The organism is uncultured Sphingomonas sp. (assembly GCF_964237335.1).
GTDB lineage: Bacteria > Pseudomonadota > Alphaproteobacteria > Sphingomonadales > Sphingomonadaceae > Sphingomonas.
This window is the reverse complement of sequence record NZ_CAXSHM010000001.1, coordinates 200,057-226,403: the sequence shown is the minus strand read 5'-3', so window position 1 is coordinate 226,403 and position 26,347 is coordinate 200,057. Positions and strand designations below refer to the sequence as shown.

Sequence of the window (26,347 nt, the reverse complement as noted above, 5' to 3'; positions counted from 1 at the left end):
GCGGTTTGGATGGTGCGTAGACCCGACGGGGGCGGCTGGACCGGATGGTTCAGCATTATCTTTTTCGGACTAGGGCTAACCCGAGCGGATGGTAGCCGAACTTAACAGCTACCGTGCGCAAGCGCTCGGTTGTCCTACTCCGCCCGCCTGACCGACAGCGGTACGTCGCACACGTCGACGCCGCCCAGTGCCACCATCGCCTTGGGATGCTCGCGCGCGGCGATCATCGCGGCGAAACGCGGGTTGTCGGCGCTGCGGTATTGCCAGTGCGGGCGGGTGGCGGCGGGGAGGTCGCTGGCAAGGCGGGCGGAGATGATCGAGGTCCGTTCGGCCGTGGTCGCATAGACACCCATCGCCGCGCCGCTTCTCGGCAGGCCGGACAGATATTGCGCGCCGTCGATCACCCGCCCGATGATCGTGTAGTTGCGGTCCAGTCGCCGCGCTGCGCCGCCGAGCGGCATGAACAATTCCGATCCGCTGCCGGTGTCGGGCGCCGCGTCCCGCGCGACGCCGACCGTGCCGTAGCAGTGCGCCAGCCAGCCGCTCCCCGCCGCATCGCCCGCCACAGCCCAGCCGTCGGCGGTGATGCCGGATGCGGCGCTGTAGGCGTCACTTCGCGCGAGGCGCTGGACCGGGTGAAAACCGCCGGTGAGGTCATACTCGGCGGCAGGCGCCTTCACAACGCCGTCCGGCAGCGTTTTATTGGCCGGATCGGTGGGGGCGTCGGCCGGCTGGCCGCCCCATTGCACGACCCAGTTTTCCTGCACCCGATAGACGCTGGTCGCATCCCACCAGTGCGCGAGCGCCAGCCGGCGGATGTTGGCGACATGCTCGGGCGCCTGCGCCGCGGCGAGGCGGATCGTGACGGTGCGGCCGCCCGCCAGCGTCATCACCAGCAGCTCGTCGTCGGGGATGGGTCGCCAGTCGCCGGGCAGAGGATCGGACGGCAGCGGTGCGGCGGCGGCGGCAGGCGCGGCCTGGAGGGCGAGGAGCAATGCGGGGATCATCGCCTGAGGCTCGCATGAACCATGCGTCAGAGGCAACCGCCGTCCTGCTGCGCCGTTGTTGGGTGCGACAAGGAGAATGACCGATGGACGTGTCCACCACCCCCGTAGCCGAGCGGATCGCCCGGACGCTGGCCGGCCAGCGGATCAGCGCAAATGCCGAGGGACGTGAGGAGTCCGCCTCCGCACATGTCGAGGCGGTGTGGAAGGACTATCTGGCGGACGCGGCCGCCGTGCTGAGGACCTTGCGGGAACCCGACCAGGCAATGGCCGCGGCGGGTGACGTTGCGATTTGGGAGCGGATGGTCCTGGCGGCGATCGAGGAGGCGAAGCCGAAGACGGTGGTGCTGTAGCGACCCGCCGTCACCCCAGCGAACGCTGGGGTGACGGCGGGTAGTGGTCCTACCTACGACGCGATCCCAACGTTCGCTGGGATGACGATGGTCAGGCCGTGTCGATGAATACCGCCGGCCGTTTCTCCAGATTTGCCCGCACCGCCTCCGCTTGGTTGGCTGAGCCCAGCAGCGCCACCTGCTCGTCACTTTCCGCCTGCATTATCACGTGGCCGTCCGCGTCGGCGGCGACCGCGAATAGGCGTTTGGCCGCGCGGATCGCGTTGGGATTGTGGCCCGCGATGGTGCGTGCGAGCGCCAGCGCCTCGGCATGCGGATCGTCCGCCACCCTGGTGACGAAACCGTGCGCCAGCGCCTCGCCCGCGTCGAACTCGCGCGCGGTGTAGGTCAGCTCGCGCAGCACGTCGTCACGCGCCAGCGTGCGCCACAGCGCGATGCCGGCCATGTCGGGCACGATGCCCCAGTGCAGCTCCCGGATCGCGAAGCGCGCGCCGGGATGCGCGATCCGGATGTCCGCGCCCGTCATGATCTGGAAGCCGCCGCCGAACGCGACGCCGTGGACGGCGGCGATCACCGGCACCGCCAGCGTGCGCCAGCCCCAGGCGACATGCTGCGGCAGGTTGGCCGGGCCATGGCTGCGCGGGCCGAGCGCGGTGCCCGATCCGCCCGATGCCATGCTCGCCATGTCGAGCCCGGCGCAAAAGGCGCGTCCCTCACCCGACAGGACCACGGCGCGCAGGCCAAGCGTGACGCTGAGCGTCGCGATCGCCCTCGCGATCGCGTCGAACATCGCCGGGTCGAGCGCGTTCATCTTGTCCGGCCGCGATAGCCGGACGTCGGCGATGCCGCCCGCGATGTCGATCGTCACGCGCTGGTCAGTCATTCGACCTCCTCCACCCCACGCATCAATGCCGCGGTGTCAACCGCATCAGCTTCGCCCCGTCGCCGTCGCCCAGCAACAGGATCGAGCCGTCGGGCGCCTGCACTACATCGCGGATGCGGTCGCCCATCGCCCATTGATCGGCGGGCTTGGCCGTGTCGCCGGCGACCGTCACACGGATCAGCGCCTCGTCCGACAGCGCCGCGATGAACGCCGACCCTTGCCATTGCGGGAACAGCGCGCCCGAATAGATCATCATGCCGCCCGGCGAGATGGACGGGTTCCACCACAACTTCGGCGCCTCGAACTCGGGGTGCGTCGGGTGGTCGTTGATCGGGGTGCCGTCGTAATTGTCGCCGTTGGAGACGATCGGCCAGCCATAGTTGCGGCCGGGCAGGATGACGTTGAGCTCGTCGCCGCCCTTGGGGCCCATCTCGACCTCCCACAATCGGCCTTGCCGATCGAACTGGAGGCCGTAGGGATTGCGGTTGCCGCTCGTGAGGATGCCGTCGCGGGTGCCGGGTGCAGGCTGGCCGTCGAGCGTCAGGTGCATGATCTTGCCGAGCTTCTGTGCTGGGTCCTGGGCCGGGGTGAAGCGCTGGCGCTCGCCCGACGACAGGAACAGCGATCGGCCGTCGGGCGCGAAGGCGATCACCGCGCCGAACTGCCCGCCCGGGCCCGCCGAGCCCGATCGCCACAGCACCGCGACGTCGGTCAGCGTCCGCCCGGTCAGAGTCCCGCGCGCCATCGCGAGCTGGCTGCCGGCGCCGGCAGCCTCCGAATAGGTCCAGTAGATGTGGTGGCTGGTCGCGAAATCAGGCGCGGCGATCACGTCCAGTAGCCCGCCCTGGCCGCCCTTCGCCACCGGAGGCACGCCGGAGATCGCTAAGACCGATCCGTCAGTGCCGCGTATCTTCAGCTTCCCCGCCTTTTCCGTCACCATCAGGCGGCCGTCGGGCAGGAAGTTCATCGCGAACGGCTCGTCGAACGTGCCGATCGTCTCGACGGTGAACGGAAGCTGCGCCGACTCGGGCAGGTTGGCGCGGCCGGTGGTGGCGGGCACGTTGCGGTGCGTGGGGTCGGTCGGCGCATCCCTGGGCAGCGATTGGGCCGTGGCGGCGCCGGCAAGCAGGACAAGTGAGAGTAGCGGGATCGATTTGGTCATCATCGCGCAACGTCGGGAAGCACGTCGGGTTGCGATCGCCCCTGGCCGGGGATGATGCTTGCCTAGGATTGTGGCCGAAGCTATAGCGCTGCCACGTTCTCTACATCGTTGCGGTGAAGAGGTCGGAGCCACCCGGTTCCGGCGGCCTACTCGCATGTCGGAAAAGGTGCACGATCTTGGCGGAAGCCTTTGCAAAGGATTGGGCCGCTCTCGAACGGATGATCGCGCCGGAGGCGGAAGCGCTCGGCTTCGCGCTGGTGCGGGTCCGCATGTTCGGCGGCGCGTCCGACCCGACGTTGCAGGTGATGGCGGAACGGCCCGATACGCGTCAGTTGACGATCGACGATTGTTCCGAGCTGTCGCGCCGCATCTCCGACCGGCTCGACGAGGCGGAGGCGGCGGGGCGCGATTTGATCGACGAGGCGTATCGGTTGGAGGTGTCGTCCCCCGGCATCGACCGGCCGCTGACCCGGTTGCAGGATTTTGCCGATTGGGCCGGGCACGAGGCGCGGTTGATGCTTGCCGAGCCGCTCGACGGCCGCAAGCAGTTGACCGGCGACCTGATCGGCGTCGAGGGCGATCTCGTCAGCATCGACGTGCGCAAGCACAAGGTGATGAGCGTCGCCTTCGCCCAGATCGCCGATGCCAAGCTGCTCCTTACCGACCGGCTGATCGCCGCGACCCGGCCGCTCTCGTCGGCGGGAGCCGAGGAGTTCGAGGAGGCGCCCGGCGAAGGCGCGGACGAACACGAACTTGATGCGGCGAACGATGCCGCCGAAGAAGAGGAAACGAACTGATGGCCACCAAAGCCTCTACCGCCGGCTCCACCGGCGCTTCGTCCGGTGTCGCCACCGCCAACCGCGCCGAGCTGATCGCGATCGCCAACTCGGTCGCGACCGAGAAGATGATCGATCGCGCCATCGTGATCGAGGCGATGGAGGACGCAATCCAGCGCGCGGCCAAGAACCGCTATGGCGCCGAGAACGACATCCGCGCCAAGCTCGACGCGCAGACCGGCGACCTGCGGCTGTGGCGCGTCGTCGAGGTCGTCGAGGCGGTCGACGACTATTTCAAGCAGGTGGACGTCGCGCAGGCGGAGAAGCTGCAGCCCGGCGCCGCCGTCGGCGATTACATCGTCGATCCGTTGCCGCCGATCGAGTTCGGCCGCATCCAGGCGCAGGCGTCGAAGCAGATCATCTTCCAGAAGGTCCGCGACGCCGAGCGCGAGCGCCAGTATGAGGAGTTCAAGGATCGGCAGGGCGAGATCATCACCGGCGTCGTCAAGCGCGTCGAGTTCGGTCATGTCGTCGTCGACCTGGGCCGGGCGGAGGGCGTCATCCGCCGCGACGCGCAGATCCCGCGCGAGGTGGTGCGCGTCAACGACCGCATCCGCAGCCTGATCCTGAAGGTGGCGCGCGAGGTGCGGGGCCCGCAGATCTTCCTCAGCCGCGCGCACCCCGATTTCATGAAGAAGCTGTTCGCGCAGGAAGTGCCCGAAATCTACGACGGCATCATCACCATCATGGCTGCTGCTCGTGACCCGGGTTCGCGCGCGAAAATCGGCGTCATCAGCCGCGACTCGTCGATCGATCCGGTCGGCGCCTGCGTCGGCATGAAGGGCAGCCGCGTGCAGGCGGTGGTGCAGGAGATGCAGGGCGAGAAGATCGACATCATCCCCTGGTCGCCCGACACCGCGACCTTCGTCGTCAACGCGCTCCAGCCCGCCAGCGTCAGCCGCGTGCTGATCGACGAGGAGGAGGACCGGATCGAGGTCGTCGTGCCCGACGACCAGCTTTCCCTCGCGATCGGCCGGCGCGGGCAGAACGTACGGCTCGCCAGCCAGCTGACCGGCAAGGCGATCGACATACTGACCGAGGCGGACGCGAGCGAGAAGCGGCAGCGCGAGTTCGTCGAGCGGTCCGAGACGTTCCAGAACGAGCTCGACGTCGACGAGACGCTCGCACAGTTGCTGGTCGCCGAAGGGTTCACCAGCCTGGAAGAGGTCGCCTATGTCGACTTGAACGAGATCGCCGGGATCGAGGGCTTCGACGAGGACCTGGGCAGCGAGTTGCAGGAGCGCGCGGTCGAGGCGCTGGATCGGCGCGAGGCGGCGAACCGCGAGGAGCGCGTGGTGATGGGCGTGTCCGACGACCTCGCGGCGATCCCGCACCTGACCGAGGCGATGCTGGTGACGCTGGGCAAGGCGGGCATCAAGACGCTGGACGACCTCGCCGACCTCGCGACCGACGAGCTGGTCGAGAAGAAGAAGATCGAGCCGCGCCGCCGCAACGAGGATGCGCCAAAGCGTCCCGAGCCCAAGGGTGGCATCCTGTCCGCGTTCGGGCTCAACGACGAGCAGGGCAACGAGATCATCATGGCCGCGCGCGCGCACTGGTTCGAGGATGAGGACGCAGGCGAGGCCGAGGCCGCCACGGGTGACGAAGCGGTTGCCGCCGAGGGCGAGGAGCACGCCTGATGCCGTTCGTCTCGATCCGCATCTCGGGCACCGCCACCCGGGAGCAGAAGGCCGGCATCGTCGCCGACGTGACCGCGTCGCTGGTCGACCGGTTGGGCAAGAACCCCGCCGCCGTGCAGATCGTGATCGAGGAGGTGTCGACCGAGAATTACGGCGCGGCCGGCCAGTTGCTCGTTGATCGGGACGCGGCGAAGGCCGCCGTTCCGCCGCCGCCAGCTGCGCCATCGCCGTCCGCATCGGCTGCGGCGGGCAGCGAACCGGAACTGGCGCTGACGGGGGAGGACGCACATGCGGACCCCTCGCAATGAGACCGACGCGCTAGACGCTCCTGCTGCGCGGGAGGGGAAGTCGGATCCTGTCCGTTCCTGCATCTTGTCGCGCGAGAAGGACGCTCGCGATCACCTCGTGCGGCTCGCGCTCGGGCCGGACGGGCGGGTGTGGCCCGACGTGCGCGCCAAGGCGCCCGGGCGGGGCGCATGGATCGGCGTCACCCGCGCGGCGCTCGAGACGGCGCTCGCCAAGGGGCGCTTGCGCGGCGCGCTGGCTCGCGCGTTCAAGACGGCGGAGTTCGCCATCCCCGACGACCTGCCGGCACAGGTCGCATCGGCACTGGAGCGCGCGACGCTCGACCGGTTGGGGCTGGAGGCCAGGTCCGGCACGCTGCTGAGCGGCTCCGAGCGGATCGAGGCCGCGGCGCGCTCGGGTCGGCTCCATGCGCTGTATCACGCCGCCGACGCGGGCGCGGACGGCAGCCGCAAGCTCGCGCAGGCCTGGCGCGTCGGCGAGGGCGAGGAAGGCAGCGGCCGCCAGGGGGTGGTGATGCCCGTGACGCGTCCCATATTGTCGTTGGCGCTGGGCCGCGAGAATGTGGTACATATCGGTTTGACGGACCGCGCGGCGGCGAAGCGGGTGGGCGACATGCTCGACCGCTGGCTGCACTTCATCGGACCCAGCCCTGACGATCCTTGCGTAACGGCCTCGCAGGGAGCAACGGCGACCGGAACACCCCAGGACACTGGGGCCGGCGCGCAGGTGGGCGCACACCAGGCCGTGAACGCACGAGGAAATTGAGTGAGCGAGACCGACAACGACAAGCCGAAGCTCGGTATGCGCGCGCCACTGGGGCTGCGCCGCACCGTCGAGACCGGCAAGGTGAAGCAGAGCTTCAGCCACGGCCGATCGAACACGGTCGTGGTGGAGGTGAAGCGTCGCCGCGTCGTGGGCCCGCAGGGCGGACCGGCGGACGTCGCCGAGGCGCCTGTCGCGGCACCCGCGCAACCGGCACCCGCCGCTCCCGCGCCGCAGACCGCCGCACCGCGCGCCGACGCCTCGCTGTCCCCGCAGGAGCGGCAGGCGCGTCTGCTGCGGGAGGCGGAAGAGCAGCGGATGAGCGCGCTCGGCGACGCGCGCCAGCGCGAGGGTGCCGAGCGTCAGCGCGCGGTCGAGGACGAGCGGCGTCGCGCCGAGGATCGTGCCCAGGCCGAGGCAGAGGCGCGCGACACGCCGCCGGAGCCGGTCGCGCCCACCCCGGTGGCGGCACCCGAGCCGGCGCCAGTGGCCCCGGTCGTCGAGCCGGTGCAGGTGTCGATCGACGGGCCGCGACCGCGCGGGTTCCGGCCGGTGGTGCGCGAGACTGTGGCGGAGCCTGAGGCCGTCGCCGAGCCGGCAGCCGCGTCCGCTCCGGAGCCTGTCTCCGATCCCGTGGTGGCTGCGACCCCTGCTCCCGTGGCGGCGACGCTCGCACCTCGACCGCGTGTCACGCCGGCCGCTTCGCCCGCGGCTCCGAGCGCCGAGTTGACACTCGACTCTTCGATGCCTGCGCCACGCCGCTTCTCGCCGGTCGCCCGGCCCGAGATCGTCAGGCCGCAGCCAAAGCCGGTGGAGGCACCCGCGCCTGCACCCGTCGCGGCTTCGCCTGCTGCGCCGACCGGCGCCGGATCGCCGTCACGGCCGTTGCCGAGCGGCGTCGCGACGCCGCGCGCCGGCGTTCCCGCCCGGCCGCAGCAACGCGACCGTCGCGGCGACGACCGCCGCCAGTCGGGCAAGCTGACCGTCACTCGCGCGCTCGGCGATGACGGCGCACGCTCGCGCAGCCTCGCCGCGCTCAAGCGCGCACGCGAAAAGGAGCGCCGCGGCGTCGGCGGCGCGCGCGAGGCGCAGGCCAAGCAGGTCCGCGACGTCGTGGTGCCCGAGGCGATCACCGTCCAGGAACTCGCCAATCGCATGGCCGAGAAGGGCGCGGATCTGGTCAAAGCGTTGTTCAAGATGGGCATGCCCGTCACGATCAATAACACGCTCGATCAGGACACGGCCGAGCTGCTCGTCACCGAGTTCGGCCACAACATCACGCGCGTGTCCGACAGCGACATCGACATCGCGACCGACGAGGTCGACGACGCGGTCGAGACGCTGCGTCCGCGGCCGCCGGTCGTCACGATCATGGGCCATGTCGACCACGGCAAGACGTCGCTGCTCGACGCGCTGCGCGGCACCGACGTGGTGCGCGGCGAGGCGGGTGGCATCACCCAGCACATCGGCGCCTATCAGGTCACACTGAAGGACAAGTCGAAGGTCACCTTCCTCGACACGCCGGGTCATGAGGCGTTCACGCAGATGCGCGCACGCGGCGCGGACGTCACCGACATCGTCGTCCTGGTGGTCGCGGCCGACGACGGGCTGATGCCGCAGACGATCGAGGCGATCGCCCACACCAAGGCGGCCGGCGTGCCGATGATCGTCGCGATCAACAAGATCGACAAATACGAGGCCAATGCCCAACGCGTGCGCGAGCGCCTGCTGGAGCAGGAGGTCGTCGTCGAGGAGATGGGCGGCGACGTGCAGGATGTTGAGGTGTCGGCGCTCAAGAAGACCGGCCTCGACGAGCTGGTCGAGAAGATCCAGCTTCAGGCCGAACTGCTCGATCTGGGCGCCAACCCCGATCGTCAGGCGGAGGGCACGGTGATCGAGGCAAAGCTCGACAAGGGTCGCGGCCCAGTCGCGACGGTGCTGGTCAACCGCGGCACGCTGCGGGTCGGCGACGTGTTCGTGATCGGTGCCGAGTCCGGCAAGGTCCGTGCGCTGGTCGACGACAAGGGTCGCCAGGTGAAGGAGGCGGGTCCGTCGATGCCGGTCGAGGTGCTCGGACTGTCGGGCGTGCCGGCGGCGGGCGATCCGCTGCAGGTGGTCGACAACGAGGCCCGCGCGCGCGAAGTGGCGGAGTATCGCCAGTCGGTGCTGACCCAGAAGCGCACCACGTCGGCGCCGGCCAGCCTCGATTCGATGTTCTCCGCGATGCGCGAGAAGCAGGCGATCGAATATCCGCTGGTCGTCAAGGCGGACACGCAAGGGACGGTCGAGGCGATCGTCGGCGCGATCAACAAGATCTCGACCGACCTCATCAAGGCGCGGATCCTCTACTCGGGCGTCGGCGGCATCACCGAGAGCGACGTGACGCTGGCGGGTGCGAGCGGGGCGCCGATCATCGGCTTCAACGTCCGCGCCAATGCCAAGGCGCGCGAGATCGCCGAGCGTCAGAAGGTCGCGCTGAAATATCACGACGTGATCTATGACCTGACGGACGAGGTGCGCGCCGGCATGGCGGGCGAGCTTGGGCCCGAGGCGTTCGAGACGGTCGTCGGCCGGGCGGAAATCCGCGAGGTCTTCTCTGCGGGCAAGACGGGCCGCGCGGCCGGTCTGCTGGTGGTTGAGGGCAATATCCGCAAGGCGCTGAAAGCACGCATCACGCGCAACGACGTCATCATCTACCAGGGCGAGATCGCGTCGCTCCGGCGGTTCAAGGACGATGTCGCCGAAGTCCGGGCAGGCCTGGAGTGCGGCGTGACGTTCACGCAGAACTTCACCGACATCAAGTCCGGCGACTACCTGGAGACGTACGAGGTCGAACTGCGTGAGCGGACGCTCTGATCTCCTCCCCCCTCCCGCGCGCGGGAGGGGGGAGCAATGAACAAGGACCCCCAGGAACGCTCCGTCCGCCTGCTCCGCGTGGGCGAGCAGATGCGGCATGCGCTGTCCGAAATCCTCGCGCGCGGCGATGTGCATGACGACACGCTCGCCAAGCATCTCGTGTCGGTGACGGAGGTGCGCATGTCGCCCGACCTGCGTCACGCGACCGTGTTCGTGAAGCCGTTGCTGGGGCAGGACGAGGAGGCGGTGCTGAAGGCGCTGCGCACCAACACCGCGTACCTGCAACGCGAGGTCGCGCATCGCGTGCAGATGAAATATGCAGCGAAGCTCAAGTTCCTGGCCGACGAGAGCTTCGACGAAGGCGCGCATGTCGACGCGCTGTTGCGCGCGCCGCAGGTTGCGCAGGACCTTGGCAGCGAGCAAGACACCTCCTCTTAACGGGATCGCGCCTATCGCTGCGGCAGTGCGGGCGGAGGAACGATGCGGTCTTTTGTGATAGCAGCGATGGCGATCGCGGTCTGGACCGGTTGGGCGCTGGGCGGCGGCAGGCGTCCCGCGCCGGCGCCGCTCGGGGCGACCGTGCTCGGTGCCACCACCGGGAGCTGGCAGACGCCGCACGCGACCGGCGGAACGCTCGTCCTTCCGGCGGGCTGGCAGGGACATTATTTTGTCAACGGCGACGTCGCTGGCACACCGGTCCGCTTTCTGGTCGATACGGGCGCGAGCACCGTGTCGTTGAGCCGTGAACAGGCGCGCGCGGTTGGCGTCGACGTCGACCACCTGACCTTCGATCAGCGAATGGGTACCGCATCGGGGACGGCGCAGGGCGCGCTGGTGACCTTGCCCCGACTGCGCATCGGCGATATCCAGATGCTCGACGTACAGGCGGTCGTGATCGACTCTCCCAACGAGATCGCCTTGCTCGGCCAGAGCTTCCTCGGGCGGCTCGACAAGGTGTCGATCGAGGGCGAGCAGATGACGTTGACCAAGCGCTGACGTCGGTTCGGGGTTCGTCGGGGCGACCCGATGCGGGTGTCGGCAGCGCCACGAAGCGGACCCTTGCGCGATGGCCAAGCTGTACTTCTACTATGCGTCGATGAACGCGGGCAAATCGACCAACCTGCTCCAGGCGGACTTCAACTATCGCGAGCGGGGTATGCGGACGCTGCTGTTCACCGCCGCGGTGGACGATCGGTTCGCGGCGGGCACGATCGCCTCGCGCATCGGCCTGACCGCGCCGGCGACGCCGTTCGACGCGGACACCGACATCCTGGGCTGCATCGAGCGTGAGCTGGCCGCGGGCCCCATCGCGTGCGTGATGGTGGACGAGGCGCAGTTCCTGACGCACGCGCAGGTCGCCGGGCTTGCCCGGACCTGCGACGTGCTCGACGTGCCGGTGCTCGCCTATGGCCTGCGCACCGACTTTCGCGGCGCGTTGTTCGAGGGCTCGGGCCGGCTGCTCGCGCTCGCCGACGAGCTGGTGGAGATCAAGTCGGTCTGCGGCTGCGGGCGGAAGGCGAGCATGAACCTGCGCGTCGACGCGGACGGCGGGCCGATCGCCGAAGGCGCGCAGACCGACATCGGCGGCAACGATCGCTACGTCGCGCTGTGCCGGAGGCACTTCTCCGAAGTGATGGGCCGCCGCCATTTCGCCGAGGCGCTCGGCTGACTATATCCGGACGATGGACAACAATCTGATCTACCGCGCGGCGGTGGCGATCGTGCCGCTCGTGATCGCGATCGTCTTCCACGAGGTGGCGCACGGCTGGGCGGCGCGCGCGCTCGGCGATCCGACCGCACATGAGCAGCGGCGGTTGAGCTTCAATCCGCTGCGCCATGTCGATCCGGTGGGGACGATCGTGGTGCCTCTCGGGCTGGCGCTCGCGGGCGCGCCGGTGTTCGGATGGGCCAAGCCCGTGCCCGTCGACGCGCGTCGGCTGCGCGAGCCGCGGACGGGGATGATGCTCGTCGCGCTCGCGGGGCCGGGGATGAACCTGGCGCTGGCACTGGTGGCGTCCGTGCTGCTGGGCGCGCTCGCCGGGTCCGGCGGACCGACGATCGCGAACGGCTTCGTCGGGCAGATGCTGATCGAGTTCATCCTGGTCAACGTCTTCCTGGCGCTGTTCAACCTGCTGCCGATCCCGCCGTTCGACGGCAGCCATGTGCTGGAGGGGCTTCTGCCGCGGCCGCTGGCGGTGCGCTACGAGCGGCTGCGGGGCCTCGGGTTCGCGCTCGTCATCGTGCTGGTGGTCGTGCTGCCGATGGTCGCTCCGAACGCCAACATCGTCGCGCGGGTCGTGCTGCCGCCGGCGCAGTGGCTCGCGGGGCGGTTCTTCGCGGTGGCGCACGCGGTTGCATGACGGGCCGGCGCTGAACGGCTGGCTGGTGCTCGACAAGCCGTCGGGCCTCGGCTCGACCCAAGGCGTGAGCGCGGTCAAGCGCACGCTGCGGGAAGGCGGCTATGCCAAGGTGAAGGTCGGCCATGGCGGCACGCTCGATCCGTTGGCATCGGGCGTTCTGCCGATCGCGCTGGGCGAAGCGACGAAGCTCGCGGGGCGGTTGCTGGACGGCGACAAGGTCTATGAGTTCACGATCGCGTTCGGAACGCAAACCGACACGCTGGACCTGGAAGGACAGGTGATCGCGACGAGCGACGTCCGGCCGTTGCTGGCTGAGGTGAAAGCCGTGCTGCCGCGCTTCACCGGTCCCGTCGACCAGGTGCCGCCGGCGTTCTCCGCGCTGAAGGTGGATGGCGAGCGGGCGTACGATCTCGCGCGGGCGGGTGAGGCGGTGACGTTGGCGAGCCGGCGCGTGACGGTTCATTCGCTCCTCCGATCCTCCCCGAGCTTGCTCGGGGAGGGGGACCGCTCGCCGACAGCGAAGGGCGGAGGGGCCAGACTGGACGGGTCGCTGACGAGGTGCCCCTCCACCATCGGCTGCGCCGATGGTCCCCCTCCCCGAGACGAGCTCGGAGAGGATCAATTGACCCTCACCGCCCATGTGTCCAAAGGCACCTACATCCGCAGCCTTGCCCGCGACATCGCGCTCGCGCTCGGCACCGTCGGGCACGTCACCTATCTGCGCCGCACCAGAGCCGGGCCGTTCGACCTGTCCCAAGCGATATCGCTGGACAGGTTGGCGGAACTCGGGCAGGCGCGCACCCTTGAACAGTCACTCCTGCCGTTGAGGGCGGGGCTGGACGACATCCCGGCTCTTCCCCTCGCCCCCGAACAGGCAGGGGCGCTCCGCCAGGGGCGCGTTCTGATCGGGACCGGCGCCGCCGATGGTGCGACCCTTGCCACGCTCGACGACGTCCCCGTGGCGCTGGTCGAGTGTTCCGGCGGAGAGGTTCGCGTCGTGCGGGGCTTCAACCTGTAACGCGATGTCGAGGACGAACGAATGACGATCACTGCCGAGCGCAAGGGCGAACTCATCAAGGAACATGGCCGCGTCGAAGGCGATACCGGCTCCCCCGAGGTGCAGGTCGCGATCCTGACGGAGCGCATCCGCAACCTGACCGATCATTTCAAAGGCCACGCCAAGGACAATCATTCGCGCCGCGGGCTGCTGATGATGGTCAACAAGCGCCGCTCGCTGCTGGATTACCTTCGCAAGACGGAAGGCCAGCGTTACCTCGATCTCATCGCGAAGCTCGGGCTCCGCAAGTAATACCAAGGGCGGCTTTCGGGTCGCCCTTGTCGCATCCGGGACGGGGCGCAATCCGGCGTCTCGCACCCACCCTCATTCCGTTCGCCTGAACGGGATGTGGAACGAAGAGCCCACGAAGGGTTCGCATCGAAGGCCCCCGCCGCGATTGGCGCGCCGGGTGTGAAGGAAATCTAATGTTCGATACCAAGAAGGTCAGCATCGCGTGGGGCAACCAGACCCTGACGCTCGAGACGGGCCGGGTTGCCCGCCAGGCCGACGGCGCGGTGCTCGCGACGCTCGGCGAGACGGTCGTGCTGTGCGCCGTTACCGCCGCCAAGACGGTAAAGGAGGGGCAGGACTTCTTCCCGCTCACCGTCCATTACCAGGAGAAGTTCTCCTCCAGCGGCCGCATCCCCGGCGGCTTCTTCAAGCGCGAGCGCGGCGCGACCGAGCGCGAGACGCTCGTCAGCCGCCTGATCGATCGCCCGCTCCGGCCGCTCTTTCCGGATGGGTTTTATAACGAAATCAACTGCATAGCTCAGGTCATGAGCTACGACGGCGAGAACGAGCCTGATCTGCTGGCGATGATCGCGGCGTCGGCGGCGATGACGCTGTCGGGTGTGCCGTTCATGGGCCCGATCGGCGCCGCGCGGGTCGGCTACAAGGACGGCGAGTATCAGCTCAACCCGTCGGACGTGCAGGTGAAGGAGGGCGAGCTCGACCTGATCGTCGCCGCCACCCACGACGCGGTCATGATGGTCGAGTCGGAAGCCAAGGAGCTGTCCGAGGACGTGATGCTCGGCGCGGTCATGTTCGCGCACAAGGCATCGCAGGACGTGATCAACGCGATCATCAAGCTCGCCGAGCAGGCCGCCAAGGAGCCGTGGGAGCTGAAGGCCGGCGCCGACCTCGCCGCCAACAAGACCAAGCTCAAGGAGCTGATCGGCGCCGACATGGCCGCCGCCTACAAGCTGACCGACAAGCAGGCGCGCCAGACCGCGATCGGCGCCGCCCGCACCAAGGCGCGCGAGGCGTTCGAGGACCTGAAGCACGCCAACCCGGCCGAGTATCTCGGCACGCTCAAGCTGGTGAAGAAGGTCGAGGCGGAGATCGTCCGCGGCCAGATCCTGAACGACGGCGTCCGCATCGACGGCCGCGACACCAGGACGGTGCGCCCGATCGACGCGATGGTGCATTTCCTGCCGCGCGCGCACGGATCGGCGCTGTTCACCCGCGGCGAGACGCAGACGATCGCCACCACGACGCTCGGCACGCGCGACGCCGAGCAGATGATCGACGGGCTGAACGGGCTGAATTACCAGCACTTCATGCTGCACTACAACTTCCCGCCATACTCGGTCGGTGAGGTCGGCCGCTTCGGGGCGCCCAGCCGCCGCGACATCGGCCACGGCAAGCTCGCCTGGCGCGCGCTCCATGCGGTGCTGCCGACGAAGGAGGAGTTCCCCTACACGATCCGCGTCACGTCCGACATCACGGAAAGCAACGGCTCGTCGTCGATGGCGACCGTCTGCGGCGGCTCGCTGAGCCTGATGGACGCGGGCGTGCCGATCAAGCGGCCGGTCAGCGGCATCGCGATGGGGCTGATCCTGGAAGGCGACAAGTTCGCCGTGCTCAGCGACATCTTGGGCGACGAGGATCACCTGGGCGACATGGACTTCAAGGTCGCCGGCACGTCGGAGGGCATCACCAGCCTTCAGATGGACATCAAGATCGCCGGCATCACCGAGGAGATCATGAAGGTCGCGCTGGCACAGGCCAACGAGGGCCGCGCGCATATCTTGGGCGAGATGGCCAAGGCGCTGGGCGAGACCCGCACCGAGCTGTCGGCGCACGCGCCGCGGATCGAGAGCTTCACGATCGACAAGTCGAAGATCCGCGAAGTGATCGGCACGGGCGGCAAGGTGATCCGCGAGATCGTCGCCACGACAGGCGCCAAGGTCGACATTGACGACGAGGGCGTCATCAAGGTCTCGTCCTCCGACCCCGCGCAGATCGATGCGGCGATCGCGTGGATCAAGGGGCTGGTCGAGGAGGCCGAGGTCGGCAAGGTCTATGACGGCAAGGTCGTCAACCTGGTCGATTTCGGCGCGTTCGTGAACTTCATGGGCGGCAAGGACGGGCTCGTCCACGTCTCCGAGATGCGCAACGAGCGCGTCGAGAAGGTGTCGGACGTTGTCTCCGAGGGCCAGGCCGTGAAGGTGAAGGTCCTCGAGATCGATCCGCGCGGCAAGGTGCGCCTGTCGATGCGCGTCGTCGATCAGGAGACCGGCGCCGAGCTGGAGGATACCCGCCCGGCACGCGAGCCCAGGAGCGATCGGGGCGAAGGTGGCGGCGGCGACCGCGGCCCGCGCGGTCCGCGTCGTGACGGCGGCGGCGGTGATCGTGGTGGCGATCGTGGCCCGCGCGGCGAAGGCGGCGGCGATCGTGGTCCCCGCCGTGATGGTGGGGGGCCCCGGCGTGACGGCGACGGCGGCCGAGGCCCGCGTCGTGACGGCGGCGGTGAGCGTGGTGGCGATCGTGGCCCGCGCCGCGAAGGCAGCGCCGACGCCCCGGCACCCGAGTTCGCCCCGGCGTTCCTGACGGGCGATCGCGACTGAGCGACGGCTGCTTTAGCGCAAACGAAGAAGGGCTCGGCAGGCGACTGCCGGGCCCTTTTTCTGTGCGGAGGTCTCAAAGTGATCTTGAGCGGTCGGCCAGCTTTCAGGGGCCAGTGATGAGAGCTGCCGCCGCACAGAGTCGAGGCGTTCTCGAAAAGGATGGTTTTTCGGGAAGGCGGGAACACCGCCGTCTTTTGCTCAGCTCTCATCCCCGAGAGCTCCCTGCTCGAATCCGCTGACAACGGCCGCGCCGACGTGCTCACACTAATACGCAGTCTGCTTGCAATCGAACGCTTCTACTCGCCAACGGCGTCGTCGGCTCGCATTGCGTGCAACCGTCCACGGCGGAAACCTGAACACTCGTGCCAGCGTTATTTCTCCTTGAAGAGAAGAATGAGGATAGCGGATGAGCGATCTGGTTCTAGTCACGGGTGCCACAGGCAAGGTCGGTCGGCGCTTGGCTGCTCGTTTACGCATGGAAGGCGTCGGTTATCGCGCTTCATCGCGTAACTCCGACCCTCCATTCGACTGGACCAACCGGGACACCTGGAGCGCCGTGCTCGACGGTGTTAGCTCGATCTACCTGATCGCGCCCCCAATAATAAGTGATCCGTCTGCGCTAATGCTCGACCTCATACGCTTGGCGCTGTCGAAAGATGTCCAACGTTTGGTGCTGCAAAGCGCCGCGCCCCTTCCTCTCGGAGCGCCAGGGCTTGGGCAGGTGCACGGGTGGCTAAGCCAGCATTCGACTGATTGGGCCGTCCTCCGCCCCAACTGGATGATGCAGAACTTCAGCGAAGGTCCGTTCGCAACATTATCCGCGACGAGAACGCGATATACTCCGCTACGGGAGAAGGCCGTGTTGCGTTCGTCAGCGCCGACGACGTGGCCGCATCGGCTTTCGCGGCACTGACGATGCCCACCGCGCTGAACAGCGATTTCATTCTGACAAGCGATGACCCAATTACCTACGACCAGGTCGCTGAAGTGATCAGCGCCGTTTGCGGCCGGAAGATCCTGCATCACCGGTTGACCAAGGAAGCGCTGGCAGACCGCTACCACGACGCCGGTATGCCCGAGCCACAATCGCAGCGTCTCGCGAGCATGGATCAGGCAATCGCCGACGGTGCCGGAGACCAAACAACGGTTGCCGTCAAAGCGCTTACAGGCAAGTCCGCTATTTCTTTTCCGACTTTTGCGAATGCTGGCCGCAAGGTCTGGGACTTACCTTAAGCCGGAGCCAGGGTCTGAGTAGCAACGGAACAGAAACCCTACATAAGGCCGCTCGGGCCTTACGTGAGCCTTGAACAAACCCCGGGAGCTGTTGAAAAAGGCCCTACGCGTCCCCAGCCCCGCCTGTATCGAAAGCGATCGAGAACCGGGAATTGCAGGATCACGCAGCGCGGGCGTCCCAAGCTGCCTGATCCTGCAATAGGGCTGAGCGTCACGGAAAGGGACGCCTTCTCAAAACCTGTTCCCGATTGCGCTTTCCCGAAACGACCGATCGGACATGGAAAACTTAGGAACGCGGCCGACGGTTCGGATGGCGTGTTTCGGGGTCGTGCGCTGGTCGATCGAACGATCGAGACCGGACGCGTTCGATCCGACCGCTCTTAAGCCTGTCCTACACGCACTCGGTCGAAGTACTGGAACATCCCAGGAACGATAAGGGGAGCGAATCCATGTCGGCGAAGACGAGTGCGGCGCGGCGGCGGGCGTTCTTTGCCGCGCTCGCGGCGACGGGGAACCAGACGCTGGCGGCGGAGCGGGCGAAGGTGTCGCGGTCGTGGGTGTCCCTTCATCAGTCGACCGACCCTGCGTTCCGGGCCGAAATGGAAGCGGCGGTGCTGGCGGCCAAGGCGCGGCTGGACGAGGCCGCCACCGTGAAGCCGGCGCTCCGCTGGCGCGATCAGGACGGCGAGGAACTGGCGGTCCGGGGCTCGCGGGGGCGCTGGACGCAGGTGGCGCGGGCACGGCTGAAGCAGTGGACGCCGCGGGTCGAGGCGCATTTCCTGGCCGCGCTGCGCGAGACCTGCAACGTGAAGGCGGCGTGCAAGGAGGTCGGGCTCACGCAGCAATCGGCCTATGGCCACCGCAAGCGCTGGGTGGAGTTCGCGCGCGCCTGGGACGTGGCGATCGAGGACGGCTACGACCGACTGTCGATCGCGCTCGTCGCGTCGGCGGGCGCGATGCTGGGCGACACCTGCTTCGTGCCCGATGTCGCCCTGGGGCCGATCAGCGTCGATCAGGCGATCCAGATGCTCTGGCTCCACCGGCCGCGCGTGTGCGGGATCGGGAACCCGCCCGGGCGCGTCGCGAAGGAGCCGACGATGGACGAGGTGCGGAAGCTCGTGCTGCGCAAGGTGGCGATCTTCGAGCGGGCGCAGGCGTGCGAGCGGCGAATGAAGGGGGAGGGGTAGGTCGATATTAGTTATCCTCCCCCGCCAGGGGGAGGTGGCGCCGAAGGCGACGGAGGGGGAGGACTCACAAACGTCTGGGCTTCCTCCCCCTCCGTCCGGCTTACGCCGGCCACCTCCCCCTTGCGGGGGAGGATAGGAGTAGGCGCTGAGCATATGGACCTGCGCCTCGCACGCGCGCTCCAGGAAACAGAGGCGCAGGAAACAGCTCGCGACGCTGTCGCGACCGTAGCTCCTACATCCCTGCATGCGCCGGACCTGCTATGCCATGCCGAGCCGCTCGTGGCGTTTCCGGCTGGCGTCATGGCATGCGCGGTCGCGCGGCGGCTGACGATCCTCGACGGACGCAGCTTTGCCGATTGCATCGCCGCGGAAGATCGGGTGGCGCTGCGCCGGAGTGATCGTCGTCATCGTACCGCCCACCAGAGCAGCAGGATGTTGAAGAGGAGGAGCGGCAGCGCCGTCGCTACCTGCGCGCGGATGACGCCGTAGCGATCACGCAGGTCGAGCAGCGCGGCAGGGACGATGTTGTAGTTCGCCGCCATCGGCGTGAGCAGCGTGCCGCAATATCCCGCGAGCATCCCGAGTGCCGCAACCGGCGCGGGGTCGCCGCCGTGCCGGTGGACGAGCACCGGAATGCCGACTGCCGCCATCATCACCGGGAAGGCGGCGAACGCATTGCCCATGACGATCGTGAACAGCGCCATGCCGAGACCATAGGCGATCGTCGCGCCGAGCACACTGTCAACGGGGATCGCCGTGCCCATCAGCTCGCCGACGACCTTGCCGACGCCCGCCAGCGCGAACACCGCGCCGAGGCTGGCTAGGAGCTGCGGCATGATCGCGGCCCAGCCGACCTCGTCGAGCAGCCGGCGTCCCGCGCGGAGCCCCGCAAGGGGTGGAGGACGAAGGACGAAGTGGCAGAGCGCGAGCGCGAGCAGTGCGCCTGCGGCCAGCGCGACGAGCGTCGCCTGTCCCGGATCGACCAGCGCGGGCAGCTGCTTGAAGAGGAGGGTGCCGCCGAGCGCCGCGGCGGGGACGACGAGCGCGAGGGCGAGAAGCGGTCCGGCCGGCACGGTCTGCTCGGCCGGCTCGCCCCGACGCATCCTGCCGGAGGTGGCGGTGCCGACGAGCGCGAGCACGAGGACGCCGTTGCCGAGGTCGCCGATCCGGTCCCCTGCGAAGAACGAGGTGGCGAGCAGCGTATGGAAGAGCGCGTTGACCCAGCGCCGATCAACGGCTCCGAGCAGCGCGCAGGCGGCGAAGAAGGTCCCTGCGACGAGGTAGACGAAGCCCAGCCCGATCACGGCTTCCGCCGCCGCTCGAGCCGGCGGTCCAGCAGCCAGAGCCGGGTACCATGGATCAGGAAGGCAGCGATCGCGGTCGGGATCGCCCATATCGACAGGTGAGATGGCTCGATGCGGATCCCATAGCCGTCGAGCACGCCCTTCATCAGCAGGATCGATCCGATCGCGATGAAGATGTCCTCGCCGAAGAAGAAGCCGATGTTGTCGGTCGCGGCGGCAAGCGCGCGGATCTCCTCGGCGTCGACGCCGTCCTGCCGCTCCGCCGCAGCCTCCGCCATCGGGGCGAGTAGGGGGCGGACGGTCTGCGGGTGACCGGCCACCGCCGTCAGGCCGAGCGCCGCGGAGAGTTGGCGCAAGAGCAGGTAACCGGCGAGCAGCCGGCCGACGGTCAACCCGTTCAGCCCCAAGACGAGCGACCGTGCGCGCGCCTGCAACCCTCCGCGTTCCAGCAGACCGATGACGGGCAGCACCATGTAAATGGCGGTGACGTAGCGCGTCTCGTTGAACGCGTGTCCGAACCGCGCGAGCACGACCAGCGGATCGAGTCCGGCGGCAAGGCCGGTGACAAGCGCCGCGACCAGGATGACGAGCAGCGGATTGAAGCGCAGCAGGAAGCCAAGCGCGATCACCGCGATGCCCGAAAGGACGAGCATCAGCGCGCGCTGCCGTAGCCGCCGCCACCTGGCGTCTCGATCACGAAGACGTCGCCCGGCATCATGTCGGCCGACGCGACCGCGCCGAGCATCTCGACGCGGCCATCGGCTCGCTCGACGCGGTTCGCACCCACCGCACCGTCGTCGCCACCCGCGAGACCGAAGGGCGCGACCGCACGGTGGTTCGACAGGGTGTTGGCGCGCATCGGCTGGAGGAAGCGCAGGCGGCGGATCGCGCCGTCGCCGCCGGTCCACGCGCCCGCGCCCCCCGAGCCGCGCCGGATCGAGAACTCCTCGAGCAGGACCGGAAAGCGCGTCTCGAGCACCTCGGGGTCGGTCAGGCGGCTGTTGGTCATGTGCGTCTGCACCGCGCTCGCGCCCGCGAAACCCGGGCCTGCGCCCGCGCCGCCGGCGATCGTCTCGTAATATTGGCGCGCGTCGTCGCCGAAGGTGAAGTTGTTCATCGTTCCCTGGCTTGCCGCCATCGTGCCCAGAGCTCCCATCAGCGCATCGGTGACGACCTGGCTGGTCTCCACATTGCCTGCGACGACCGCGGCGGGGAAGCGCGGGTTGAGCATCGATCCTTCGGGCACGATCAGCGTCACGGGACGCAGGAAGCCGTCGTTGAGCGGCACGTCCTCGTCCACCAGCGTGCGCAAGGTGTAGAGGACCGCCGCGCGGGTCACGGCCAGCGGCGCGTTGGTGTTGCCCGGCCGCTGCTCGCTGGTGCCGGTAAAGTCGACGGTCAGCGCGCCCGCATCGTGATCGACGCCGATCGCAACGCGAACCACCGCGCCGTCGTCGGTGGCATAGGCGAACGCTCCGTCGGCGAGGTCGCGGATGACCCGCCTTGCCAGCGTCTCCGCATGCGCCTGAACGTGCTCCATATAGGCGGCGACGACCGCCAGCCCCTGTTCGCCGACGAGGCGGTCGAGCCCGGCGGCGCCACGCCGGCAGGCGGCGAGTTGCGCGGCGAGGTCGGCCATGTTCTGATCGACGTTGCGCGCCGGGTACGGCCCGCCCCCGAACAGCGCGCGCAATTCGGCGTCGCGCAGTCGCCCCTCGGCCACGACCAGCACGTCTTCCAGCATCACGCCCTCGTCGTGGATGCTGCGGCTGTCGGCGGGCATCGATCCGGGGCTGATGCCGCCCACGTCGGCGTGATGGCCACGCGCGGCGACGTAGAAGGCGGGAACGTCCCCGCCGGCGAACACGGGCTGGACGACCGTGATGTCGGGCAGATGGGTGCCGCCGCGATAGGGATCGTTGAGCGCATAGGCATCGCCCGGCCGCATCCCGCGCCCGTCCGCCGAGCGACTGGCGATCAGGTGGCGAACGCAGTCGCCCATCGAGCCCAGGTGAACCGGGATATGTGGCGCGTTGGCGACGAGGTGGCCGGCAGCGTCGAAGATCGCGCAGGAGAAGTCCAGCCGCTCGCGGATGTTGACCGAAGCGGCGCTGCGCTGGAGCGCGGAGCCCATCTCCTCGGCCAGCCCCATGAAGAGGCCGGCGAAGATCGCAAGGCGCACAGGATCGACCGATGCGTCGACCGAGGCGTCGGCAGCCCCGGGCGCGGCGCGGGGCGCCGTTCGGGTAAGCCGCAGCGTGCCGTCGTCGAGAACCGCCGCCGACCAGTCCGGCTCCACCGCCGTGGTCGACGTCTCGTCGACGATCAGCGCCGGACCGGCGACGACGGCTCCCGCGGCGAGGGCCTCGCGGCGGTGGAGCATCGCGCGGTGGCGGGCGCCGGCCATCGCGACCTCGACCGGCTCGGGTGCGGCGCCGCCACCGGGTGCGGCGCGTATCGTCAGCGGGGCGGTGGGAAGGATCGCCTCGACCTGAAGCCGTTCGACGACCAGCGCGTCGTCGCTGTCGAAGCCGAAGCGGTCGCGGTGCGCGGCGGCGAACGCGGCGGCCATCTCGGCAGGATCGCCGACGTCGACGTCGATGCCCTGGTCGGTGCGGGCGTAGCGGAGCGTCGCGGTCGCCTCGACGACGGCTTCGGCTCCCGCCCCGGCGTCACCGAGATCCTGCCGCACCTCCGCATCCAGGTCCGCGAGAGCGCCGCGCCAGGCATCGCGGTCGAGCGGTGCGTCGACCGTGCGCTGACGCACGGCGCGGCGATCGGCGAGCGCGATGCCCCAGGCGGAGAGGACCCCGGCCAGCGGGTGGACGAGCACTTCGGTCATCCCCAGTGCGTCGGCGACGAGGCAGGCGTGCTGCCCGCCCGCGCCCCCGAAGCTCATCAACGCGTAGGTCGAGGGATCATGGCCGCGCGCCACCGACACCGCCTTGATCGCGTTGGCCATGCTTGCGACGGCGATCGCGACCAGCCCCTCGGCGACGGCGAGCGGGTCGGGACGCGTGCCGGTCGCCGCCGCCACCTCGCCCAGGATCGCGTCGAGCCGCGCCTGCGCGGCGTCGGGATCGAGCGGCTGGTCACGCTCCGGCCCGAAGACCCTTGGAAAGTGGCCGGGGACGATCTTGCCGAGCAGCAGGTTGCAGTCGGTCACCGTCAACGGCCCGCCGCGTCGATAGCAGGCCGGGCCGGGATCGGCGCCCGCCGACTCGGGGCCAACCACGAACCGCCCGCCGTCGAAGCGGCAGATCGAACCGCCACCCGCTGCCACCGTGTCGATCCGGAGCATCGGCGCCGACACGCGCACGCCGCCGATCACCGCCTCCTGCCGCCGCTCGAACCCGCCCGCCCATAGCGACACATCGGTCGACGTGCCGCCCATGTCGAAGCCGATGACGCGCCCGACGCCCGCCCCCGCGGCGGCGGCGGCCATTCCGACGATCCCGCCCGCGGGTCCGGACAGGAGCGCGTCCTTGCCGCTGATGGTGCGTGCCTCGGCGAGCCCGCCCGACGACTGCATGAAGAGCGGTGCGCCGCCGAACGCCGCCTCGAGCCCGTCGACGTAGCGGCGCAGTACCGGCGACAGATAGGCGTCCGCCGCCGTCGTGTCGCCGCGTGCCACCAGCCGGACGAGCGGCGAGACGCGATGGCTGGCCGAGACCTGGGTGAACCCGACGCGCGCCGCGAGGTCGGCAAGCGCCTCCTCGTGCGCCCGGTGGCGCCAGCCGTGCATCAGCACGATCGCGATGCTGCGCAGCCCGGCGTCGAACGCCGTGCGGAAGTCCGCTTCCGCGCCTGTCAGGTCGAGATCGCGGATCACCCGCCCGTCGACGTCGACTCGTTCGTCGATCTCGACTGTGCGCTCGGCAAGCATCGGCGCCTTGCGGATGTCGCGTGCGAAGATGTCTGGCCGGTCCTGGTAGCCGATCGCGAGCGCATCGCCAAAGCCGCGCGTGATCGCCAGCAACGTCCGCTCGCCGCGTCGCTCCAGCAGCGCGTTGGTCGCGACCGTGGTGCCGATCCGTACGTCGACCGGCGGAAACGGACCTGCGGTGGTGCCGATCAGCCGCCGCACCGCCTCGACCGCGGCGTCGTCGTAACGTCCGGGATCGACCGAAAGCAGCTTCTCGATGGCGACCGAGCCATCCGCGCGCTCCGCCACGACGTCGGTGAACGTGCCGCCCCGATCGATCGCGATACGACGAAGCGGCGAGGGGCGGTCAACCGGTGCATCCATGCGCGGCGTATCGCAGCGGCCACCGTGGTTGTCGATGAAGGTCGATCCGCCATCTCACGCGCTCCTGGCCCCTGCTGTGTCCCGCTGCTCCCGGCCGCACTCCGGCAAGGCCAAGCGCGTCTCGCGGACCCAGGCGCCGGCTATGCGCAGCTCGAAGAAGCGCAAAGCACAGGCAATCGAGGACTTGAAACGGCGGCTGACGATCCGGCCGAGCCTTCCCGCGATTGTCGGACCTCCCTCGGCGAATGCCGCGACACATTGTTTCGCCTGGATGGCCCGATGACTGCGATGCCGCTGGCGCCACGCTGCGGTGCGTCATAACGTCGTCGCGATGCGGATCGCCATCATCGATACCAGCCGGACGCGCGCCGCGATGATCTGCGACGGGCTGTGCGACGCCGGGCTGGAGGATATCGTCCTGATCGAGGGGGTCGGCGGCCTGGTCGCGCAGATCGAGGCGGTAGCGCCCGAAGTCGTCCTCATCAATCTGGAGAACCCCGGCCGTGACGTGCTGGAGGAGTTCTTCGTCGTCTCGCGCGCGCTCGCTCGGCCGATCGCGATGTTCATCGACCAGAGCGGCGCCGCCTCGACCGCCGCCGCTGTCGATGCGGGCGTCTCCGCCTATGTGGTCGACGGGTTGCAGCGCCACCGGATCGCGCCGGTCGTCGATCTCGCGGTGCAGCGGTTCCGGGCGTTCGCGAAGCTGCAGGGCGAGCTGAAGGAGGCGCGCGACGCGTTGGCCGACCGCTCCTCGGTCGATCGCGCCAAGATCATCCTGATGCGTCGCCGCGCGATCGACGAGCCCGCCGCCTATGCCCTGCTGCGCGGCCATGCGATGCGCACCAACCGCCGCATCGCCGAAGTGGCGGAGGCGATCGTGACGAGCGACGCGCTGTTGGGCGACAGGCTGCTGGGGGAGGGAGCATGATGCTCGATCGGGTGCGGATCGGCTTCCTGCCGCTGGTCGATGCGGCGCTGCCGATCCTGGCGCGCGAAGGCGGGTTTGCCGAGGCGCAGGGGCTGGAGATCGAGTTGGTCCGCGACATGACCTGGGCGACGGTGCGGGACCGCCTGTTGTACGGTCACACCGACGCTGCGCATCTGATCGCGCCGCTCGCGATCGCGACCGCGCTGGGGCGGGGGCGGCCCGCGGTGCCGATGGCGGTGCCGTTCGTGCTGGGGCTGAACGGCAATGCGGTGACGCTGGCCAATCCGCTGGCGGACGAGGTTCTGGACGGAACGAACGCGCTGGCGGACCCGGTGACGCTCGGCATCCGGTTGCGCGACGTGGCGCGCGGGCGGGCGGCGGCGGGGCGGCCGCTGCGGTTCGGCGTGGTCCATCGCTATTCGAGCCACAGCTACATGCTGCGCTATTGGCTGGCGGGGTCGGGGATCCGGCCGGACCGCGACGTGGAGTTCGTCGTCACCAGCCCGCCGTTCGCCAGCGACGCGCTGGCGGCGGGCGAGGTCGACGGCATCTGCGTCGGCGAGCCGTGGAACAGCATCGCGGTCGATCGCGGCGCGGGGCGGATCGCGCTCGTCACCGCGCAGATCTGGCGGCGCGGCGTCGAAAAGGTGCTGGCGATGCGCGCGGATACGCTCGCGGCGCGCGGCGACGTCGTCCTGCGGCTGGTGCGCGCGCTGCACGCCGCCGCCGCGTGGTTCGTGTCCGACGGAGCGAGCGACGAAAGCGCCGCGATCCTCGCCCGCCCTGCCTATCTCGACGCGCCGGTCGATACCGTGCAGCGCGCGATCACCGACCGGATCCGTCTGCGGCAGGGCGCGCCCCTGCTCCACGTGCCCGATTTCATGTTCCAGTATCGCGAGGCGGCCAACTTTCCGTGGCGCAGCCAGGCCGCATGGCTGCACGCGCAGATGGTCCGCTGGGAAGGCGGCGACTATTCGGAGGACGAGGGACAGGTGGCGCAGGGCGTCTTTCGCCCCGACGTGTACCGCGCGGCGCTCGCCGGCACGGGCGCGCCGCTGCCCGGCGCCAGTTCCAAGCTCGAGGGTGCGATCGGCGTTGCTCCGCTAGGCGCGGGGTCGACGCAGGGGCGACTGATCCTGGGTGGCGACGGCTTCTTCGATGCGCGATCGTTCGATCCGGATGATGTCGCGGGGTATCTCGCCGACCTGCCCTGAGCGGCGTTCATCATGTCGAAATAATTTGCTTGTGCGCGGGAACCTGATGCGACATCCTCATCGCAGATCGGCAATGACGTCGATTATGACATAGCGATGGTCGTCTCCAATGGCGGGGCCGAGCATCGACGACGGGCAGTTGCCCGTCGACCGGCAACGAAGCC

Annotated in this window: 25 protein-coding genes; 18 read left to right on the top strand and 7 right to left on the bottom strand. The window is 69.1% G+C overall.

Features of this window, described 5'->3' with window-relative positions; genetic code table 11:
* Nucleotides 1-134 precede the first annotated feature (134 nt).
* The gene (locus tag ACFE65_RS01070; RefSeq protein ID WP_375380468.1) at nt 135-1,007 is read right to left on the bottom strand and encodes a peptidylprolyl isomerase; all 873 of its coding nucleotides are present in this window, start codon (nt 1,005-1,007) and stop codon (nt 135-137) included.
* Between the two features lie 83 nt (nt 1,008-1,090).
* On the opposite strand from ACFE65_RS01070, the gene ACFE65_RS01065 reads away from it, so the two are divergent.
* Nucleotides 1,091-1,357, top strand: a complete 267-nt coding sequence (locus ACFE65_RS01065; RefSeq protein WP_375380467.1) for a hypothetical protein — start codon at nt 1,091-1,093, stop codon at nt 1,355-1,357.
* A gap of 91 nt (nt 1,358-1,448) precedes the next feature.
* On the opposite strand, the gene ACFE65_RS01060 is transcribed toward ACFE65_RS01065, so the two are convergent.
* Together ACFE65_RS01060 and ACFE65_RS01055 are read right to left on the bottom strand one after the other, a co-directional pair.
* Nucleotides 1,449-2,240 carry a crotonase/enoyl-CoA hydratase family protein gene (locus ACFE65_RS01060; RefSeq protein WP_375380466.1) on the bottom strand — a complete coding sequence of 264 codons (792 nt, stop codon included), beginning with the start codon at nt 2,238-2,240 and terminating at the stop codon, nt 1,449-1,451.
* 22 nt (nt 2,241-2,262) lie between these two features.
* Nucleotides 2,263-3,402 carry a PQQ-dependent sugar dehydrogenase gene (locus tag ACFE65_RS01055; RefSeq protein ID WP_375380465.1) on the bottom strand — a complete coding sequence of 380 codons (1,140 nt, stop codon included), beginning with the start codon at nt 3,400-3,402 and terminating at the stop codon, nt 2,263-2,265.
* A gap of 173 nt (nt 3,403-3,575) precedes the next feature.
* On the opposite strand from ACFE65_RS01055, the gene rimP reads away from it, so the two are divergent.
* The 15 genes from rimP to ACFE65_RS00980 all read left to right on the top strand — a co-directional run bounded on the left by rimP (nt 3,576) and on the right by ACFE65_RS00980 (nt 18,488).
* Nucleotides 3,576-4,199: a ribosome maturation protein RimP gene (gene rimP / locus ACFE65_RS01050; protein ID WP_375380537.1), complete on the top strand. Its 624-nt coding sequence runs from the start codon at nt 3,576-3,578 to the stop codon at nt 4,197-4,199.
* The gene (gene nusA, locus ACFE65_RS01045) at nt 4,199-5,878 is read left to right on the top strand and encodes a transcription termination factor NusA (RefSeq protein WP_375380464.1); all 1,680 of its coding nucleotides are present in this window, start codon (nt 4,199-4,201) and stop codon (nt 5,876-5,878) included. The genes rimP and nusA overlap by 1 nt, the downstream gene beginning before the upstream one ends.
* The gene (locus ACFE65_RS01040) at nt 5,878-6,186 is read left to right on the top strand and encodes a 4-oxalocrotonate tautomerase family protein (protein WP_375380463.1); all 309 of its coding nucleotides are present in this window, start codon (nt 5,878-5,880) and stop codon (nt 6,184-6,186) included. The genes nusA and ACFE65_RS01040 overlap by 1 nt, the downstream gene beginning before the upstream one ends.
* A complete protein-coding gene (locus tag ACFE65_RS01035; RefSeq protein WP_375380462.1) occupies nt 6,167-6,949 on the top strand; it encodes a DUF448 domain-containing protein in 783 nt (260 codons plus the stop codon). The genes ACFE65_RS01040 and ACFE65_RS01035 overlap by 20 nt, the downstream gene beginning before the upstream one ends.
* Nucleotides 6,950-9,802: a translation initiation factor IF-2 gene (infB, locus tag ACFE65_RS01030; protein ID WP_375380461.1), complete on the top strand. Its 2,853-nt coding sequence runs from the start codon at nt 6,950-6,952 to the stop codon at nt 9,800-9,802. It begins immediately after the preceding gene.
* 36 nt (nt 9,803-9,838) lie between these two features.
* On the top strand, nt 9,839-10,240 hold the full coding sequence (gene rbfA, locus ACFE65_RS01025; RefSeq protein ID WP_375380460.1) for a 30S ribosome-binding factor RbfA: 402 nt from the start codon (nt 9,839-9,841) through the stop codon (nt 10,238-10,240).
* 42 nt (nt 10,241-10,282) lie between these two features.
* A complete protein-coding gene (locus tag ACFE65_RS01020; protein WP_375380459.1) occupies nt 10,283-10,798 on the top strand; it encodes a TIGR02281 family clan AA aspartic protease in 516 nt (171 codons plus the stop codon).
* Nucleotides 10,799-10,868: 70 nt separating this feature from the next.
* Nucleotides 10,869-11,471: a thymidine kinase gene (locus ACFE65_RS01015; protein ID WP_375380458.1), complete on the top strand. Its 603-nt coding sequence runs from the start codon at nt 10,869-10,871 to the stop codon at nt 11,469-11,471.
* Nucleotides 11,472-11,484: 13 nt separating this feature from the next.
* Nucleotides 11,485-12,162: a site-2 protease family protein gene (locus ACFE65_RS01010; protein WP_375380457.1), complete on the top strand. Its 678-nt coding sequence runs from the start codon at nt 11,485-11,487 to the stop codon at nt 12,160-12,162.
* Complete coding sequence (truB, locus tag ACFE65_RS01005) at nt 12,155-13,180, top strand: tRNA pseudouridine(55) synthase TruB (RefSeq protein WP_375380456.1); 1,026 nt, start codon at nt 12,155-12,157, stop codon at nt 13,178-13,180. The genes ACFE65_RS01010 and truB overlap by 8 nt, the downstream gene beginning before the upstream one ends.
* Nucleotides 13,181-13,201: 21 nt before the next feature.
* The gene (gene rpsO / locus ACFE65_RS01000) at nt 13,202-13,471 is read left to right on the top strand and encodes a 30S ribosomal protein S15 (protein WP_375380455.1); all 270 of its coding nucleotides are present in this window, start codon (nt 13,202-13,204) and stop codon (nt 13,469-13,471) included.
* A 173-nt stretch (nt 13,472-13,644) separates the two neighbouring features.
* Nucleotides 13,645-16,068 (top strand): polyribonucleotide nucleotidyltransferase, encoded by a 2,424-nt coding sequence (pnp, locus tag ACFE65_RS00995; RefSeq protein ID WP_375380454.1) that lies wholly within the window; start codon nt 13,645-13,647, stop codon nt 16,066-16,068.
* 406 nt (nt 16,069-16,474) lie between these two features.
* Nucleotides 16,475-16,981, top strand: a complete 507-nt coding sequence (locus ACFE65_RS00990) for a hypothetical protein (RefSeq protein WP_375380453.1) — start codon at nt 16,475-16,477, stop codon at nt 16,979-16,981.
* Nucleotides 16,982-16,983: 2 nt separating this feature from the next.
* A complete protein-coding gene (locus ACFE65_RS00985; RefSeq protein ID WP_375380452.1) occupies nt 16,984-17,301 on the top strand; it encodes a hypothetical protein in 318 nt (105 codons plus the stop codon).
* 449 nt (nt 17,302-17,750) lie between these two features.
* Nucleotides 17,751-18,488: a hypothetical protein gene (locus tag ACFE65_RS00980; protein WP_375380451.1), complete on the top strand. Its 738-nt coding sequence runs from the start codon at nt 17,751-17,753 to the stop codon at nt 18,486-18,488.
* 258 nt (nt 18,489-18,746) lie between these two features.
* Here the strand turns inward: ACFE65_RS00980 and ACFE65_RS00975 are convergent, their stop codons facing one another.
* From ACFE65_RS00975 to ACFE65_RS00960, 4 genes are read right to left on the bottom strand one after another with little or no spacing between them, the layout of a single operon-like run.
* A complete protein-coding gene (locus tag ACFE65_RS00975; RefSeq protein ID WP_375380450.1) occupies nt 18,747-18,896 on the bottom strand; it encodes a hypothetical protein in 150 nt (49 codons plus the stop codon).
* Nucleotides 18,893-19,792 (bottom strand): 5-oxoproline transporter, DUF979 family subunit, encoded by a 900-nt coding sequence (locus tag ACFE65_RS00970; protein WP_375380449.1) that lies wholly within the window; start codon nt 19,790-19,792, stop codon nt 18,893-18,895. The genes ACFE65_RS00975 and ACFE65_RS00970 overlap by 4 nt, the downstream gene beginning before the upstream one ends.
* On the bottom strand, nt 19,789-20,445 hold the full coding sequence (locus tag ACFE65_RS00965) for a DUF969 domain-containing protein (RefSeq protein ID WP_375380448.1): 657 nt from the start codon (nt 20,443-20,445) through the stop codon (nt 19,789-19,791). The genes ACFE65_RS00970 and ACFE65_RS00965 overlap by 4 nt, the downstream gene beginning before the upstream one ends.
* Nucleotides 20,445-24,041, bottom strand: coding sequence for a hydantoinase B/oxoprolinase family protein (locus tag ACFE65_RS00960; RefSeq protein ID WP_375380447.1), 3,597 nt, complete (start codon nt 24,039-24,041; stop codon nt 20,445-20,447). Before ACFE65_RS00960 ends, ACFE65_RS00965 begins: the two co-directional genes overlap by 1 nt.
* Nucleotides 24,042-24,372: 331 nt before the next feature.
* Between ACFE65_RS00960 and ACFE65_RS00955 the strand changes: the two genes are divergently transcribed.
* Complete coding sequence (locus ACFE65_RS00955; protein WP_375380536.1) at nt 24,373-24,969, top strand: ANTAR domain-containing response regulator; 597 nt, start codon at nt 24,373-24,375, stop codon at nt 24,967-24,969.
* Entirely contained in the window at nt 24,969-26,183 is a 1,215-nt protein-coding gene (locus ACFE65_RS00950) for a CmpA/NrtA family ABC transporter substrate-binding protein (protein WP_375380535.1), read from the top strand. Before ACFE65_RS00955 ends, ACFE65_RS00950 begins: the two co-directional genes overlap by 1 nt.
* The last annotated feature ends 164 nt before the right edge of the window (nt 26,184-26,347 follow it).

Excerpts from the sequence above, each read along its gene's own strand:
- ACFE65_RS01070 (WP_375380468.1), bottom strand. The coding sequence starts at position 1,007 with ATGATCCCCGCATTGCTCCTCGCCCTCCAGGCCGCGCCTGCCGCCGCC.
- ACFE65_RS01065 (WP_375380467.1), top strand. The coding sequence starts at position 1,091 with ATGGACGTGTCCACCACCCCCGTAGCCGAGCGGATCGCCCGGACGCTG.
- ACFE65_RS01060 (WP_375380466.1), bottom strand. The coding sequence starts at position 2,240 with ATGACTGACCAGCGCGTGACGATCGACATCGCGGGCGGCATCGCCGAC.
- ACFE65_RS01055 (WP_375380465.1), bottom strand. The coding sequence starts at position 3,402 with ATGACCAAATCGATCCCGCTACTCTCACTTGTCCTGCTTGCCGGCGCC.
- nusA (WP_375380464.1), top strand. The coding sequence starts at position 4,199 with ATGGCCACCAAAGCCTCTACCGCCGGCTCCACCGGCGCTTCGTCCGGT.
- ACFE65_RS01040 (WP_375380463.1), top strand. The coding sequence starts at position 5,878 with ATGCCGTTCGTCTCGATCCGCATCTCGGGCACCGCCACCCGGGAGCAG.
- ACFE65_RS01035 (WP_375380462.1), top strand. The coding sequence starts at position 6,167 with ATGCGGACCCCTCGCAATGAGACCGACGCGCTAGACGCTCCTGCTGCG.
- rbfA (WP_375380460.1), top strand. The coding sequence starts at position 9,839 with ATGAACAAGGACCCCCAGGAACGCTCCGTCCGCCTGCTCCGCGTGGGC.
- ACFE65_RS01020 (WP_375380459.1), top strand. The coding sequence starts at position 10,283 with ATGCGGTCTTTTGTGATAGCAGCGATGGCGATCGCGGTCTGGACCGGT.
- ACFE65_RS01015 (WP_375380458.1), top strand. The coding sequence starts at position 10,869 with ATGGCCAAGCTGTACTTCTACTATGCGTCGATGAACGCGGGCAAATCG.
- ACFE65_RS01010 (WP_375380457.1), top strand. The coding sequence starts at position 11,485 with ATGGACAACAATCTGATCTACCGCGCGGCGGTGGCGATCGTGCCGCTC.
- rpsO (WP_375380455.1), top strand. The coding sequence starts at position 13,202 with ATGACGATCACTGCCGAGCGCAAGGGCGAACTCATCAAGGAACATGGC.
- pnp (WP_375380454.1), top strand. The coding sequence starts at position 13,645 with ATGTTCGATACCAAGAAGGTCAGCATCGCGTGGGGCAACCAGACCCTG.
- ACFE65_RS00990 (WP_375380453.1), top strand. The coding sequence starts at position 16,475 with ATGAGCGATCTGGTTCTAGTCACGGGTGCCACAGGCAAGGTCGGTCGG.
- ACFE65_RS00985 (WP_375380452.1), top strand. The coding sequence starts at position 16,984 with ATGCCCACCGCGCTGAACAGCGATTTCATTCTGACAAGCGATGACCCA.
- ACFE65_RS00980 (WP_375380451.1), top strand. The coding sequence starts at position 17,751 with ATGTCGGCGAAGACGAGTGCGGCGCGGCGGCGGGCGTTCTTTGCCGCG.
- ACFE65_RS00975 (WP_375380450.1), bottom strand. The coding sequence starts at position 18,896 with ATGACGACGATCACTCCGGCGCAGCGCCACCCGATCTTCCGCGGCGAT.
- ACFE65_RS00965 (WP_375380448.1), bottom strand. The coding sequence starts at position 20,445 with ATGCTCGTCCTTTCGGGCATCGCGGTGATCGCGCTTGGCTTCCTGCTG.
- ACFE65_RS00960 (WP_375380447.1), bottom strand. The coding sequence starts at position 24,041 with ATGGATGCACCGGTTGACCGCCCCTCGCCGCTTCGTCGTATCGCGATC.
- ACFE65_RS00955 (WP_375380536.1), top strand. The coding sequence starts at position 24,373 with ATGCGGATCGCCATCATCGATACCAGCCGGACGCGCGCCGCGATGATC.
- ACFE65_RS00950 (WP_375380535.1), top strand. The coding sequence starts at position 24,969 with ATGCTCGATCGGGTGCGGATCGGCTTCCTGCCGCTGGTCGATGCGGCG.